The following is a 17,184-nucleotide window of genomic DNA, read 5'->3' as shown; positions in this document are numbered from 1 at the left end:
GCTATTAAATAGATTCTTTAATTGCAGCTTCAAGTACATCAAGACCATAAGCAAGTTGGTCTTTTGTTATAACTAAAGGTGGTAAAAATCTAACCACATTGCCAAACAGACCCGCATTAAGAAAAATCACTCCATGCTTAAAGCAGTAAGTTGTGATTTTCTTTACAAGTTCTGCGTAAGGCTCTTTTGTAGCTCTATCCTTAACAAATTCAAGTCCAATCATGGCTCCAAGTCCTCTAACATCCCCAACCACATCATATTTTTCTTTAAATTCGTTAAGTCTTCCTATAATGTAATCTCCAACTTCATTGGCTGTGCCACATAAATCGTCTTTTTCTATCTTTTCGATTACTTTAAGTGCAGCAACACATCCGAGAGGACTTCCACCATATGTTCCACCAATACCACCAACGCAAGCAGCATCCATAATATCAGCTTTACCAACTACGGCACTTAAAGGTACACCGTTGGCAATAGATTTTGACATTGTTATTATATCAGCTTCTACATCAAAATGTTCATGTGCAAATATCTTTCCTGTTCTTGCAAAACCAGCCTGCACTTCATCCACAATAAATATTATGTCATTTTCAGTACATATGTCTCTTAACATCTTAAAATATTCCTTCGGTGGAATAACAAAACCACCTTCACCTTGAACTGGTTCAGCTATAAGACAGGCAATCATATCTTTAGATATAACTGTTTTTAACATCGTTTTAAGTTTTTCACCACATGCAATTCCGCATTCTGGATATTTACATCCTACTGGACATCTGTAACAATAAGCTGCTTCTGTCTTATAAGTTTCTGTTGCAAAAGGTCCGAAGCCATTTTTATAAGGTTTATATTTACTTGTTATAGACATTGTCATATTAGTTCTACCATGAAAAGAACCCTGAAGTGAAATAACTCCATCTTTTTTAGTATAAGCTCTTGCTATCTTTATAGCATTTTCAACAGCTTCAGCTCCACTATTAGCAAACATAGCTTTTTTAGGTGTATCCCCTGGTGCAATTTCTGTAAGTTTTTCTGCTAATGCTACATAAGATTCATACATATTAACATGAAAACTTGGGTGAATAAATTTATCAAGTTGAGCTTTTATAGCCTCAACTACACCATCATCAGCATGTCCGACATTTTGGACACCTATAGCTCCAGCAAAGTCAACAAACACGTTGCCATCTATATCCTTTATTAATGCACCCTTAGCTTCATCTACAAATATAGGTGCTGAACAACTTACCCCTTTAGCCACATATTTTTCCCTCTTTTTAGTAAGCTCCAGTGATTTTGGTCCTGGAATTGAAGTTACTATCTTTGCGTTTAATTCTTCTATCATTTTTATTCCTCCAAATATTATTAATTTATTTTTTCAATTACATCATCTTCTGCATCAATTTCTGATACAGCATTATTGCCAAAGATATGGCTTAATACAAAGCCAATAGCAATCCATCCTAAAACAATATATGGAAATATATTATTAGGAAACTCAGGAACAGGATAAATATTTGCAACTAATACATATAGCAGTGCTACAATTGACAATATTGGTACTACAAGGTTAAGAGCACCCCAAATTTTTCTCTTAGTAAAATAAACCATACCACCTATACTTGTAAATATATATGAAACAAGTATAGCCAAAGAACCTATAGTTGCATAATATCCAAATACATCAGTACCACTTTTCATAAATAATGCTGCTTCCATAATCATTGATGCAACAATTATGATAATAAGTGCTACATAAGGTGTATTGTATTTACCATGAACTTTTCCAAGCTTAGTTGGTATTATTCCATCTCTGCTCATAGAAAATAACATTCTAGCACCTGCACAAGCTGAACCAAGTCCACAAGAAAAAAATGAAAGAGCCGCTGATAAAAGTAATAAAGTGCCATAACCCTTAGACATATATTTATTAGCAAGATCTGAAAGCGGTAAACTTGAAGCTGAAATTGCCTTTAGACCCTTTGCATCTATTCCAAAGCCTACAACTTGTGAATAACTTGAAATTAGATAAAATAAACCAGTAACAAATACTGCACTTCCTATAGCTATTGGAATAAATTTTTTAGGATTCTTAGTTTCTTCACCTAAACTAGATGCACTTTCAAAACCTATAAACGAAAGGAATGCAAAAACTGAAGTACTTGCTAAAGCTGATACACTAACACCATTTGTTTTAAATGGAACAACACTTAATCCTGTTGTAGTTGCAACCTTGAAAAGCACAACAAATGATAATATCAAAATAAGAATGATAGATATGCCCTCCATAGTCAGCATTAGTCTTGTGCTTATTTTTGCATCTGTTGTTCCTAAAAATATCATTACAATTGAAAAAATCAAAGTAAGTGGTAGCCAACTTATATTAACTCCAAATACAGCTGCTAGGAATTGTGAGAAGAAAGCCCCACAGCCTGCACTTGTACCAGCTCCAAGGGTAACATATGCAAGTAAAAGTGCCCAGCCAGATGTAAACCCCATCTTATTTCCCAATGCTTTCTTAGTAAAAGAATATAATGAACCAGCTGAAGAAATATAGTGATTAAATTTTATAATTGTATAAGATACAAGTCCAACTACTATTGTTGAAATAAGAAATATCAACGGTGATGAGTATCCTGCTGTTTGAGCCATTAGAGAAATGTTTAGTGCCATAGCAGCTGTTGGCGCTATTATAGCTACCGACAAAGCAATTGTTTCAATCATGTTTAAGTTATCCTTTTTTAACTTTTCCATATAAGACCTCCTCGATAATCATAAATTTTTAATATTAAAGACTTTTCATATACAATTTTTTTATGTCCATAAGTTCTGGCACCTTAGGATTGTTGCCTATGGCATAAGTCATTGTCTTCATAGCATTATTTGAAAGCCATTCTATATGTTCCTCTTTAACCCCAAGTTCTGATAGACTTTTTGTTAGGTTTAATTTTTGAAGAAGTTTTTTTACAGCCTCTATACTCTTTCTAGCTGAAGTTTCTGTGCAAACATCTCCAGTATCCTCCCCAAGCACCTTTGCTATATTTGTGAACTTCTCAATAGAATTTTTATAGGAATATTCCATCCATCCAATAAGAACTGCTGCAAGCCCATCACCATGTGCTACATCTAAAAGTCCACTTACAGGATGTTCAAGTCCATGTGCTAGTGCAACACCAGAGGCATCTATTACCATTCCACCTAATGTATTTGCAAGTGCCATGTATGACCAGGCTTCAACATCATCTGCATTGTCATAAACCTTTGGCAAATTTTTTCCTACAAGTTCAATTGCCTTAATAGCAAGTGCTTCACTTATTATGTTGCTGTTATTTGAAACATAAGCCTCCATGGCATGACATAAAACATCTATTCCAGTTGGTGCAATAATTGATTTTGGAAGTGTAACCATAAGTTCAGCATCAATTATTGAAACCTTTGGATATATATATGGGGATTTCAAAGATTTCTTATCATTATTTTCTGGGTTTGTCAAAACCGCTAGACAATCTCCTTCGCTTCCAGTTCCAGCTGTTGTTGTAACTGCTATTATTGGAAGAGCCCCTATACCCTTTTTTCCAAATATATACTCACTTACATCACCTTCATTTACAGTCATAAAAGCTATTGCCTTAGCTGCATCCATTGCACTGCCACCACCAAGTGCAATAACTACATCCACTTGATTTTCTTTTGCAAACTTAACTCCTTCTTCTGCTGTTGTTGTAAGCGGATTAGACTTAACTTTATCAAATATAAAACTTTCAACCTGCTCCTCTTTTAAAATCTTAACCACTTTATCTAAAAGTCCTGTCTTTTTAGTGCTATTTCTCCCTGTAACTATTAAAGCTCTTTTCCCATATTCTGATGTGATTCCTCCTAATAAAGAAATCTTTTTAGCTCCAAACAAAAGCTTTGTTGGCATGTAGTAATCAAAATTAACCATTTATGTTATTCCCCCAAATGCTTATTTTAAATAATAATATGTTTCTTGTTAATGTTTTATTATTATTTAGTATTTATAATTGATAATTACATAATTATGTTATATATAATTTATCATATTATCAATAGCATTCATATATATTAATGTCACAATTTTTAATTTATCTATTTGTCCTTTTTGGACAAATAGGGTTAAAAATTTGAGCATAGTAAAGCCGTCAACAGTGAAAGAAGTTACTCCGTAACAGGTAATACTTACCCATTTTCTGAAAACAAAATCTCTCACCATTAGCGGCTTCACTGTTAATTCTTCAATTTTCCTATTTTAAGAGCTATACTAAAATTTAATATTTGTTCTAAATCCTTAAAATCACACTCTAAAATATCCTCTATTCTCTTTATCCTATATTTCAAAGTGTTTTTGTGAATAAAAAGTTCTTCTGCTGCCATTATAAGATTGCAATTCTCTCTTATATAAACTTCTAAAGTGTTTACTAATTCAGTTGAATTTTTTTTATCATAAAATATTAACTTCCCCAAAGTTTCTTCATACATCGACTTCATTTCGCTGCTTTTTTCAAGTTCAAATAAAAGCCTATATACTCCAATATCGCTATATTTGCATATTCTATTTTTCCTGCCATTTATCCTTAGAACCTTTAATGCCTTTTGTGCTCTAAGCACACTTTTTTTTAGGTCTTCAAACCCTCGCCAGTAAGTTCCAATTCCAATGCTAATCTGTAATTTTTCTATTTTAAGTGAAATTTCCTTTATAATATTCTCAGAAATTAAATTCACTGTTTTCTTTTTATCCTTGTCATTAATAGGAAACATGACAATAATAGAATTGCTTTGTGACACATGAATTGTCTTTTTATTAAACCCATTCATTATCTTTATTATTATTTGCTCAACTTGTTCTTTTGTTCTAAGTTCAGCTTCTTGGTCCCAAACCTCACTTGTACCGATAAAACTTGTTAAGTTATCCATATATACTACAAGAGAGCAATACTCACACTCCGGATTATAACCATAAAGCATAGCTCTATTTAAAATCTCTTCGCTATAGGTTACATCATTAAATATGATTTCTCTCATAAAACTTTCCATAGATTCTTTTTCAATTTTACTGTTAAAGATTGCTTTACAAATGCTTTGACTAAAATCTATAATTTTCACTTCAAAAGGTAATTCAAATACAGGAAAATTAAGAGAATTTGCTAATTGAATAATTTCTTTTGGTGTAGCTTCAATATACGGTCCAACATTAATAACGAGACCAGCAACCTTTTTATCATTTAAATTTTTAACTAATTCAAGGAGCTTATCTACTTTTTTGCCTAAAAGTATGCCTGTTATTAAAATCAGTTCCCCACCTTTTAACCAATCAATATAACCTGGATTCTCCATATAATGAACCCATTTTACAATTCTATCTAGTCCATTTTCTCCTGCCACAATTTTCAAACTCTCCATAGCTGGCAAGTTTTTAATGTTTCTACAATTTATAATCATGATCTGCTACACCAAAGCGAGCTTTGCAGACTCCACATTAAGAAGTACTTTATCTAAAGCCTCACATACTATATCGCACTGTGCTTTTTCAATGGTAAGTGGTGGCTCAATTCTTATGGTTTGAGCATTTATTAAGGTTCCAGCAACAAGAACTCCTTTATCAAAAAGCCCTTTTGAAACTGAATATCCAATTTTATTGTTAGTAAACTCAATTCCAATCATAAGTCCCATTCCTCTTACCTCTTTAACCAAGGAAGGATATTTTGAAGTTACATTTTTAAGACCTGTCATTAGATAATTCCCCATTTTTTCAGCTCTTTCTGGTATATTATCTTCAATTAAAGTGCTTATTGTAGCAATAGCTGCTGCACAAGCTAGTGGATTTCCTCCAAAGGTTGTGGTGTGTATAAATGGGTTTGGAAAGAAATTCTTAAATATTTCTTCTGTAGCAATAACTGCTCCTACAGGCATTATTCCGCCTCCTAATGCTTTTGCAAGACACATTATATCTGGTTTAACATCATAATGTTCAACGCAGAACATTTTACCTGTACGCCCCATACCAGTTTGAACTTCATCTGCAATCATTATGATTCCAAAATCATCACATAATTGTCTTACTTTAGCTAAATAATCCTTAGGTGGTATAATAATGCCTCCCTCACCTTGTATGGGTTCTAGCATAATAGCTGCTATATCCTCTCCAACCATACTAGATGTTTTTACTGTTTTATACATCATATCAATATCACCGTATAAAACATGCTTAAAGCCTGAAACCAGTGGCATAAATGGTTTCCTAAAAAGTCCTTTTGATGTAGCAGAAAGCGAGCCTAGGCTCTTTCCATGAAAAGCCCCTGTAGCTGCCATAAAATAATGTTTACCATTTTTTTGTTGATGCAATTTTGCAAGTTTTATGGCACCTTCAACAGCCTCTGTACCACTGTTACACAAAAATGAATACTGAAGATTTCCTGGTGTTATATCCGCTAAAAGTTTTGCAAGTGCTGCTCGTAAAGGATCTAAAAGCTCCTGACTGTGTAGTGCTTGGTGCTTAAGTTGATCAGTTACTGCTTTAAGTATCTTTGGATTTCTATGTCCAACATTATAAATACCATAACCACCCAAACAATCAATATATTCCTTTCCATTAACATCAACAAAACTATTAAGTCCAGAATCCTTCCATTCAACTGCTGCGAACTCTCCATTTTCTGTTACAGACTTTCTATACTCTAAAAAGCCAGGGTTAACGTAATCTCTAAAATTATTTACTGTTTCTTTACTTATCCATTTAATATCTGAAGTCTCTAATTCATCATTAGCTATAAAATCTAAAACCTTTTTACTATAATTTAAAACCTCTCGATAATCCTTCACCTCCCTAATAGTGCCTCCTAAGTTTTCGTCCTTGCTTTTACTATTGCTCTCTTTCATAAAACCACACTCCTCAATTTTTTTTTGATTTTTTAAGTTGCATTAACTCCGATATAACTGCAATACTAAGCGTAATTGCCAGCATCACTGTAGACAATGCATTTATTTCAGGTGAAACACCTATCTTAACCATTGAATAAATTCTAAGTGGCAAGGTTTCATAACCTGCACCAGATACAAAAAAGCTTATAATTACATCATCTAAAGACAACGTAAAGGCCATTAAAGCTCCAGCAACAATTCCTGGCATAATAACTGGAAGTGTTACTTTAGTAAAAGTTTGAATTCCATTTGCTCCAAGATCCATTGCAGCTTCCTCTAAGGATCTATCAAAATTTTTCATTCTAGCCCTAACCACTATTACAACATAGGAAACACTAAAGGTTACATGTGCCAATACTAAAGTAAGAAGTCCTAAAGTAATTTTAGTTTGAGTAAAAAAAACTAATAATGAAATTCCCATAACAATTTCAGGTATTATAATAGGTACATATAATAAACCATCTAACACTGTCTTTCCTTTAAATTTGTACTTATACATTCCAACTGCTGCTAAAGTTCCAATAACTGTAGATAGTATAGTGCTAATAACAGCTATGGTTAAGCTGTGTTGAAGTGCTAAAATTACATCCCCATCACCAGCTAAAACTGAATACCAATTAAGAGTAAAACCTTGCCATACGGCATTAAGCTTGGATTTATTAAAAGAAAATATTACTAAAATTATAATTGGTGCATACAATATAAAGTATATAATAAAAGAATATGCACTAAGGATACCTTTTGATAACTTTCCTCTTCTCATATCTAAAGCACCTCCAAGTTGTCGCCATTACTGTGCTTAAAATAAATTGCTATAAATAACACTGTAATTAATATAAGTAATATGGACATTGCTGATCCAAAAGGCCAGTTTCTAGCAGTAAGAAATTGATTTTGTATAAGATTACTTACAAGCATTGTCTTACTTCCACCAAGTAAATCAGAAACATAAAACAGACCTAAGGTTGGTATAAACACTAAAACCACTCCTGCTGCTATACCAGGCATTGTTAGTGGAAGTGTTATTCTTAAAAAAGTTTGAACAGGTGAAGCGCCTAAGTCATTTGCAGCTTCAATATATGACTTATCTAGGGCCTCTAGAGATGAATAAAGTGGTAAAACCATAAATGGAAATAAAGTATAGGTAAGTCCTAAGAGAACGGCTCCATTTGTATACAATAGTTGAAGCGGTTGATGTATTATTCCAAAATTCATTAAATATGAATTTATAACACCTGTGGTTCTTAAAATAATAATCCATGCATAAGTTCTAACTAAGGAATTTGTCCAAAACGGCACCATTATAAGCATGAATAAAAGAATTTTGTATTTTGCCGACACATTTGCAACAAAATATGCAAAAGGATATCCTAGCACTAAACATATAGCCGTTGTTAATAAGGCTATCCATAATGAATCCAATAATATCTTTAAATATATAGGCTGAGCTAACATCTTATAATTGTCTAAAGTAAATTTATAAACTATTTGGCCATAGGAACCTCTTGTTAAAAATCCCATAGCTACAACAATTAATAGTGGAATTGCCACTAAAATTATCATCCAAAGCATGACTGGTGATATTGTTACTATGTGTCCTGTCTCTCTCCTCTTCTTATTAACATTTTTCGCTTTCTCCATTATTTTATCACCACCCCATCCTGCATTTGCCAGTAGATGTGCATATACTCTTTATCCATTTCAAGAGGTAGTGTGCTGGCCGCGGGCTCATTTACAATAACTTCTCTTCCACTTTCAAGTGTAATCACAGTTTTATTTATAGAACCTACAAATATTCTTTCTTTAAATTTTCCCTTAAGAACATTTATTCCATCAACTTCCTCATAAGAGACATTTATTCTCTCAGGTCTTATTGCAAAGGCAATAGGTTCTCCAATTTTTATATCAGAAATTTTTTCTTCATCGTCAACAACATTAACCACTTTTTTACCTTTTAGTTCAATCTCTGCCTTCTGCCCTTCCCTGCTTTTCAATACACCTTCAAATATATTTGTCTCACCAATAAAATCTGCTACAAATTTTGTTTTTGGTCTTTCATATATTTCATCTGGAACACCAACTTGTTCAATCTTACCTTTATTCATAACTGCAATTCTGTCAGACATTGTAAGTGCCTCTTCTTGATCATGAGTAACATATATGAAAGTAATTCCAAGCTTTCTTTGAAGATGTTTAAGTTCAAACTGCATCTGCTTTCTAAGCTTTAAATCTAAAGCACCAAGTGGTTCATCTAAAAGTAATACCTTAGGACTGTTTACAATAGCCCTTGCTATTGCAATTCTTTGCTTTTGGCCACCGCTGAGTTGAGATGGAAATCTTTCCTCAAACCCTTCAAGTTGTACAAGATTTAGTGCTCTAGTTACTTTCTCCTTTATTTCCTTTTTAGAAACCTTTCTAATCTTAAGTCCAAAGGCTATATTATTAAAAATATTCATATGTGGAAATAATGCATAATTTTGAAAAACCGTATTAACATCTCTTTCATATGGACTTTTGTTTGATACATCTGTGCCATCAAGCATTATCTTTCCAGAAGTGGGCTCCTCAAAGCCCGCTATCATTCTGAGGGTTGTGGTCTTTCCACATCCACTTGGTCCAAGAAGTGTTAAAAACTCACCTTTTTTAACTTCTGCGTTAATGTTATCTACTGCTGCTTGATTTTTAAAAGACTTTACTATATCTACAAGTTGGACCATCGCTTCCATAATCTATCACCTTCCTTTATTGTTTGAATTTAGTCCAAATATCATCAAAAGTCTTTGAAGCATCTCCAACGTCTTTTAAGTGTTCTCCAATCTTTTGCTGCTCTGCATCTGGATAAAGTGTTGTATTACTTAAAACATTTGGATCTATAAGTTTTTGTGCCTGAACATTTGGATTTGCATATGGATAAGCTTTTGAAATTTCTGCACTAACCTTTGGATCTAAAATGAAATTAATAAATTTCTCTGCATTTTCCTTGTTTTTTGCATCCTTTGGAATAACAAAATTATCTTGCCATAAGTACATGCCTTCTTTAGGAAAAAATGTTTTTAAATCCTTATTTTGCTGTTCTGCAAGATATGCCTCTGCACCCCAAACATATCCAACTGAAGCTTCACCATTTATTAATGAAGTTTTAGGACTATCACTGTCAAATAATTTTATATTTGGTCTTAATTTTGTAAGTTCATCTTCAGCCTGTTGAAGTTTTTTAGGATCTGTTTCATTAAGAGAATATCCTAGCTTTTTAAGTGCAATTCCAACAAGCGCCCTTTCATCATTTAGTGCAACAATAGAATTTTTATATTTGCTATCCCAAAGGTCACTATAACTTGTTATATTTGCATCAGGGAATTTTTTAGTATTTACTACAATAACAGCATCACCCCAAAGATAAGGTACTGTATATTTATTTCCTGGATCAAAACTAAGGTTTTTAAACTGACTACCTATGTTCTTTAAATTAGATACTTTATCCTTATCAAGGGTTTCAATTAAATTCTGCTTTTTCATTATGTCTACCATATAATCACTAGCTACGGCAACATCATATTGGCCTCCACCTGCTTGAATTTTTGCAAGCATTTCTTCATTAGAAGAATAAGTGGTGTAATTTACTTTAATATTATATTTCTTTTCAAATTCTTGAATTACGGTTTTAGGAAGGTATTCAGTCCAGTTAAAGAGGTTTAATTCTCCGCTGGTTTCTGAGGTTTTTGAACTACTGGAACCACATCCTGCAAGTAATGTTCCTGCTAAAACTATTGTAAGACCAATGCTTAATAAATTTCTTATCTTTTTCAATTAAAATTACCCCCTTTATATATTTAAACTAAAGCTTTGCTTCGCAAAGACTAAAGAATTAACTGCACTTTGCTTGTTAAAGATTAAAGTTTTAGCCTCGATGGCTAAAGGTGAGAGAATTCACTTCGTGAGCTGCAGGCTTTCTTTCACCTTTTCCCCTAGCCTCTAGGCTATGGTGAAAAGCTTTAATCTTTAAACCACCCAATAGGCTTCACATCAAGATTTATATTAATTTGTTTTACTTCTGTGTACTCCTCGTACCCAAAGGTTCCAAGTTCTCTCCCTATACCACTTTGCTTGTAACCACCCCAAGGTGCTTCGTTATAAGTTGGATGGTAAGTGTTTATCCAAGTTATGCCTGCTCTTAATTTCCTAATTACTCTGTGAGCTTTTGCTACATCACTAGTAAAAACTCCACCAGCAAGTCCATAACAGCTATCATTAGCTAAAGTTATTGCTTCTTTTTCATCTTTAAATTTTTGTACAACAAGTACTGGTCCAAATATTTCTTCTTGAACTATTCTCATATCTGGAGTAGTATCAGTAAAAATTGTTGGTTCAACAAAATACCCATCTTTAAGCTCTTCTGTAGTTATTCTATGTCCACCACATATAAGTTTTGCACCTTCACTTTTGCCTATCTCAATGTAACTTAGAACCTTATTCATATGATTTTCTGAAATTAAAGGTCCCATTTCTGTGGATTCTTCAAACCCACTTCCAACTTTAATTTTATTTGCCCTTTCTACTAATCTTTCAATGAATTTATCATATATACTTTCTTCTAGTAGAAGTCTTGAACCTGCTGAGCAGACTTGACCTTGATTGCAAAATATACCAAACAAGGCATAATCCACAGCTGTCTCAAAATCAGCATCTGCAAATACAATGTTAGGTGACTTTCCTCCAAGCTCTAACGATATCTTTTTTAAATTTGAAGTAGCTGCCTTCATAATAGATCTGCCAGTTGCAGTACCACCTGTAAATGCAATTTTTTCAACATCTCTATTTTTAGCTAACTCATCACCTACACTAGGACCATCTCCAAGCACAAGATTAATAACTCCTTTTGGAAAACCAACTTCAGAAATAAGTTCAAACAATTTTATTGCAGTAAGAGGAGTGATTTCTGAAGGCTTAAATACTACAGTGTTTCCAGCTGCCATTGCGGGAGCGATTTTCCAAATTGCCATTAACAATGGATAATTCCAAGGAACAATCATTGCACAAACACCTATTGGTTCCCTTACTACCATAGCCTCCGCATCATCTGGCACCTCATATGTAATTCCGTGAGGTTTAGTAGCGATACCTGCATAATATCTTAAGCATGCAGCTGCGTCACTTACATCTACGCTAGACTCCCTTATTGGTTTTCCATTATTAGAAGTCTCAAGTGTATAAATTTCCTCTGCTCTCTCTTCTAAAAGATCCGCTAATTTAAATAATAATCTGGCTCTTTCCACTGCCTTTACATCCATCCAGCCATCTTCATAAAAAGCCCTTTTTGCAACCTTGGCAGCATCCATTACATCTTTTCTTCCTCCATCTGTAACTACTGCTATCACTTTCCCATTTGCGGGATTTAATATTTCTCTTGTATTGCCACTTTTTGATAACACCCATTCGCCGTCTATAAACATCTTTAAGATTTCACCCATAATACTCCTCCTAAATAAACATTTTTTATTAATATATATATTTTTCTAATATTTTATCATATATTGTGATTATTTTTAACGATTTTATAAATATATTATCTATAATTTATCATATTGTTAATAACATTTATATATCCAATTTGAACAATTATAAATGTATGTTTTTGTCCTTTATGTACATACCAAGATATTATTCTAGTTTCGATAAATTGTCAATGTTTTTTTGATAATTTAATTATTTTTATGATAATTCATTGTTAATTTGTTATAAATATTTAATTATCATTGATATATTAAAAATAAAAAAGGACGATCTCAAAATAACAAATTATTTTGAGACCGTCCTTGCTGTCTTTCATAACACTTAACAACTTTTAATTTATATTTCTTGATAATACTAAATACTTTTCACATAAACTAATCTTATTTTCTTTTAAATATAGAAGAGCCAATTTATCGTATATTGATTTAAGAGCATTATTGTTTTCATGCGTTGATACTAAGTCAATTAATTCAAAATAAATCTTCTCTAAACTTATATAATTTCCTAATTTATCATATATATCTGACAATATATTTTTACCTTTTAACAAATATTCAACATCACTATATTCTTTGGCATATTTTAAACCTAGTTCAACAGATTTAATAGCCTCATCATATAATTTCTGTTTTAACAAAATCGTTGATTTTTCTATTAAAGTATGAGACAAATTAGGCTTATCTATATCATATCTAAATTTTTCAGCCATTTCAAAGTATTTCATCCCCATGTTAAAATCATTAATATTACAATATGTAAGCCCCAAATTATTATATACTAACCCTAAAATTGGATTTTCCTTGTCTAATATTTTTGAAATTAAAGTTATATATATTTCTATGGCTATAGAAAATTGTTCCTCATTTTCATAACAATTTGCCTTAAGGATATGCGCATAGGCATAATATTGATCAGTCATACTGGCAATAGCTAAATATTTTTCAATAGTTTCTAATGATAAATCTATCTTTTTCAAATAATTATATGCATTTGCCAAGTCATAAAGGCTTAACTTCGCTACCTCTAAATCATCATAAACAAAAGCGTAATATTGACTTAGATTATAATAAACTATAGCAGTATCATACTGTAAAACATTTCCTTTACAAGATCCCATTTTCAAATAAATATACGCTAACTTCTCTCTTTTTCCCATACTTTTATATATTTTTACAGCCTTATTATAGTTAAAACAGGCTTTTTCATAGTATTTTTCCTTTGAGGACAATTGCCCAATTTTAACATAAACCTCTGCTTTGACTGCTAATAAATCAAATTCATCCGTCAGTTCAAAAATTTCTTCAATAACAGACTCATCAACGTCATCACTTTTAAGCTTTTTTAAACAATATATCTCAGCATCTTCATTTTGCGAACGCATAAAATAATCAACATCTATGTTTAGAACAACATCCATTATTTCAGCTTTTTTCTTAAATTTTTCAAATATTGTTAAAGCTGTTTTACAATCCAATTCTTTTTTATCGTTTTCAATCATATTTATGACATCTACTGTAAGTCCTTCATCTTTTAGTTCTTCCTGCTTTAAGTTCAATTTAACTCTAAATTCTTGTATCTTTTCTCCAGATGTCAAAAAGTTCATTTCATCACCTCAATTCTATTTAAATGTTAATATGACAATATTATATTATATCCTTCTATTTTTTTCAATTAATGTAATACAAGCTCAATAAATATTTGTTTATTACGATGATTATAATATAGGATATAAATAATCATCTTGCATTTTTCATAGAATAAAAGTATAATATAGTTAATTAATAATTATTATTACTTAATAATCAAATTACATACTAGATTTATTTTAAATAAAGTAAGGAGTGGTAACTATGAAAGCTATAGAAATAAAGAAAGACCTTTATTGGATAGGTGCACTTGATCCCGGACTTCGAATATTTGATATAATAATGTATACCCCTTATGGCACTACCTATAATTCTTACGTTGTTAAAGGATCCAAGAAAACTGCCATATTTGAAACAGTTAAAGAGAGATTTTTTGATGAATATTTAGAAAGGTTACAGTCTTTAAATATTGACATTAAAAATATTGATTACATTGTGGTAGATCACACAGAACCTGATCATGCTGGTTCCGTAGCTAAACTTCTAGAGGTATCAAAAAATGCTAAAGTTGTAGGTTCAGCCACTGCCATAAAATTCGTTAAAGCAATTGCAAACAGAGATTTTGAATATATTGAAGTAAAAGATGGAGATTCTATAGATCTTGGTAACAAAACTCTAAAATTTATATCAGCTCCTTTTTTACATTGGCCTGATTCAATATACACTTATGTTCCTGAAGATGAAACATTAATTACTTGTGATTCTTTTGGCTGCCATTACTGCATTGATGAAATGTTTGATAATAAAATCACAAATTATCCTGAATATTTTGATGCATTAAAATATTATTTTGATGGAATAATGGGTCCTTTTAAGCCTTATGTTCTAAGAGCCTATGATAAAATTAAAGATCTTAAAATTAGCTTAGCCTTACCAGGTCACGGACCAATACTAACAGATCCATGGAAGGTAATAGAGCAATATAAAGAATGGAGTACTCCAAAAGAAAATGCAAATAAAGATGTAGTTATATGTTATGTATCTGCATATGGATACACAAAATCCTTAGCTGAAAAAATCAGTGAAGGCATAAAATCCTCTAGTGATTATAATGTAGAACTTCTAGATGTTATATATCATAAACAAGAAGACGTTATTGCAAAGATTGACTCCGCTTCTGGTGTATTATTTGGTTCTCCAACAATAAATAGTGACGCATTAAAGCCAATATTAGATTTGCTTAACATAATGAATCCTATAGTTCATGGCGGCAAACCAGCTGCTGCTTTTGGTTCCTATGGTTGGAGTGGTGAAGCTGTTCCAAATATAGAAAGAAGATTAAAAGAATTAAGACTTGATGTTATGACTCCTGGACTTAAAGTTAATTTTAAACCTTCTGAAGAAGAATTCACATTAGCCTATAAATTTGGTAAAGATTTTGCAAATAAAATTGCTGAACATCTAAGCCATGGTGTAAAAACAAAAAAGAAAACTGGAACAAAAAAATGGAAATGCCTTGTATGCGGTGTAGTATTTGAAGGCGCAAATCCACCAGCAACTTGCCCTGTTTGTGGTGCTGGAAGTGAACAATTTGTAGAAGTTACTGAAGAAGAAATAAAATTCACTTCTGACAAAAATGAAAAATACGTAATAATAGGAAATGGTGCAGCTGGTTTTTACGGTGCAGAAGCAATAAGAAAAAGGAACAAAGTAGCCAAAATTCAAATTATATCTTCAGAAAAATATCGAACTTACTTTAGACCTGAACTTTCTGATTATATAAGCGAAAATCTTCCTGATTCAAAGCTTTATGTAGCAGAAGAAAGTTTTTATGATGAAAATAAAATAGACGTGCTCCTAGGTAAAACTGTACAACAAATAAAACCTAGTGAAAAGAAGGTTATTCTAGAAGATGATTCTATAGTTAATTATGATAAATTAATACTTGCAAATGGTAGTAAAAATTTTATTCCTCCAATTAAAGGCTCTAGCCTTGATGGAGTATACACTTTAAAATCTATTGAGGATGCAGAAGCAATCAAAAAAAGAATTCCTAATATCAAAAATGCCGTAGTAATTGGTGGCGGTCTCCTGGGCCTTGAAGCCGCATGGGAAATGAAAAATGCCGGAGTAAATGTAACTGTAATTGAATTTTTACCAAGACTTTTACCAAAACAACTTGATGAAGTTGGTGGTAAAGCCTTTCAGAAAATCGCCGAAGAATCTGGCATAAATATAATACTTGGTGACTCAGCTGATAGCATTGTTGGTGAAACTAAAGCTGAAGGCGTAAAACTTAAAATAGGAAAAACTGTACCAGCTGACTTAGTTTTGTTCTCCGTTGGAATAAGACCAAACAAACAACTTGCAGAAGCTGCTGGCATAAAAGTTCAGCACGGCATTTTAGTTAATGCTAAAATGGAAACTAGCGAAAAAGATATATATGCAGCCGGTGATGTAGCTGAATATGAAAACACTGTCTTTGGAAATTGGACTGCAGCTGCTCAGATGGGAAAAGTTGCTGGTGCAAACGTAGCTGGCGATGAAACTTTATTTGAAGGTTTTGTATCCTCTGTTATATTTAATGCATTAAATACTTCTGTTTTATCTCTTGGTGAAATTTCACCTGAAGCTAGCAGGCGATTAGAAATTGCTGATGGAAAATCAAATAACATTAAAACTCTTTTCTTTAAAAATGATGTATTAAAGGGTGGATACCTTCTAGGAAATACTACTGAAGGTGGCAAAATTATTCTTGCTATGCAGGAAGGAAAAACTTTAAATGAAGCCTTAGCAGAAGGACTTATAATTTAGACTTAATTAATTAGTTTGTCTGATAAATGGTGTTTAAATTCATAATATAATGAGATTGCGAAGCAATAGTGAAGGGTTTTAACGGTTGCTTCGCACGTTAAAAGGTGATAGTTTTATGGATAGATCCATAAAGGCTAAGGAAATTTTTCCTCCTTAGGTCGGAAAAATAATGAAACAAATGCCTTGAAGTATATTAAACAATTTTTTAATATACTTCAAGGCATTTATTGTATAAAAATTTCTTGTACATTTTACATTAAGATTAAATTTGAAATAAGCCTTGCCGTTCTTTTATTTCCATCATAATAAAATTAAAATAACATAAAACCTCACACTT

11 protein-coding genes and 1 pseudogene are annotated in these 17,184 nt (G+C 32.1%); 1 reads left to right on the top strand and 11 read right to left on the bottom strand.

Annotated elements, in window-relative coordinates; genetic code table 11:
* Positions 1-4 precede the first annotated feature (4 nt).
* From gabT to B8978_RS08990, 11 genes and pseudogenes are all read right to left on the bottom strand, one after another.
* Positions 5-1,345, bottom strand: coding sequence for a 4-aminobutyrate--2-oxoglutarate transaminase (gene gabT / locus B8978_RS09045; RefSeq protein WP_084115389.1), 1,341 nt, complete (start codon positions 1,343-1,345; stop codon positions 5-7).
* 20 nt (positions 1,346-1,365) lie between these two features.
* On the bottom strand, positions 1,366-2,754 hold the full coding sequence (locus B8978_RS09040; protein WP_084115387.1) for an APC family permease: 1,389 nt from the start codon (positions 2,752-2,754) through the stop codon (positions 1,366-1,368).
* A 34-nt stretch (positions 2,755-2,788) separates the two neighbouring features.
* Positions 2,789-3,943 carry an iron-containing alcohol dehydrogenase gene (locus tag B8978_RS09035; RefSeq protein ID WP_084115385.1) on the bottom strand — a complete coding sequence of 385 codons (1,155 nt, stop codon included), beginning with the start codon at positions 3,941-3,943 and terminating at the stop codon, positions 2,789-2,791.
* Between the two features lie 302 nt (positions 3,944-4,245).
* Complete coding sequence (locus B8978_RS09025; RefSeq protein ID WP_084115381.1) at positions 4,246-5,457, bottom strand: PucR family transcriptional regulator; 1,212 nt, start codon at positions 5,455-5,457, stop codon at positions 4,246-4,248.
* A 6-nt stretch (positions 5,458-5,463) separates the two neighbouring features.
* Positions 5,464-6,894 (bottom strand): putrescine aminotransferase, encoded by a 1,431-nt coding sequence (locus B8978_RS09020; protein ID WP_084115380.1) that lies wholly within the window; start codon positions 6,892-6,894, stop codon positions 5,464-5,466.
* 19 nt (positions 6,895-6,913) lie between these two features.
* A pseudogene (locus tag B8978_RS09015) lies at positions 6,914-7,699 on the bottom strand (ABC transporter permease); the annotation flags it as partial.
* Positions 7,700-7,701: 2 nt separating this feature from the next.
* The gene (locus tag B8978_RS09010; RefSeq protein WP_084115378.1) at positions 7,702-8,577 is read right to left on the bottom strand and encodes an ABC transporter permease; all 876 of its coding nucleotides are present in this window, start codon (positions 8,575-8,577) and stop codon (positions 7,702-7,704) included.
* Positions 8,577-9,665 (bottom strand): ABC transporter ATP-binding protein, encoded by a 1,089-nt coding sequence (locus B8978_RS09005; protein WP_278326920.1) that lies wholly within the window; start codon positions 9,663-9,665, stop codon positions 8,577-8,579. Before B8978_RS09005 ends, B8978_RS09010 begins: the two co-directional genes overlap by 1 nt.
* Positions 9,666-9,678: 13 nt before the next feature.
* Positions 9,679-10,743: a polyamine ABC transporter substrate-binding protein gene (locus B8978_RS09000; RefSeq protein ID WP_139796015.1), complete on the bottom strand. Its 1,065-nt coding sequence runs from the start codon at positions 10,741-10,743 to the stop codon at positions 9,679-9,681.
* Positions 10,744-10,928: 185 nt separating this feature from the next.
* On the bottom strand, positions 10,929-12,404 hold the full coding sequence (locus B8978_RS08995; RefSeq protein WP_084115376.1) for an aldehyde dehydrogenase family protein: 1,476 nt from the start codon (positions 12,402-12,404) through the stop codon (positions 10,929-10,931).
* A gap of 374 nt (positions 12,405-12,778) precedes the next feature.
* Positions 12,779-14,050: a helix-turn-helix domain-containing protein gene (locus tag B8978_RS08990; protein ID WP_084115375.1), complete on the bottom strand. Its 1,272-nt coding sequence runs from the start codon at positions 14,048-14,050 to the stop codon at positions 12,779-12,781.
* 247 nt (positions 14,051-14,297) lie between these two features.
* On the opposite strand from B8978_RS08990, the gene B8978_RS08985 reads away from it, so the two are divergent.
* Complete coding sequence (locus tag B8978_RS08985) at positions 14,298-16,847, top strand: FAD-dependent oxidoreductase (RefSeq protein ID WP_084115374.1); 2,550 nt, start codon at positions 14,298-14,300, stop codon at positions 16,845-16,847.
* Positions 16,848-17,184: the final 337 nt, after the last annotated feature.

The organism is Clostridium acidisoli DSM 12555 (assembly GCF_900176305.1).
GTDB lineage: Bacteria > Bacillota > Clostridia > Clostridiales > Clostridiaceae > Clostridium_I > Clostridium_I acidisoli.
Note: the sequence above shows the minus strand (reverse complement) of the source record. Positions and strands in the feature narration are given on the sequence as shown.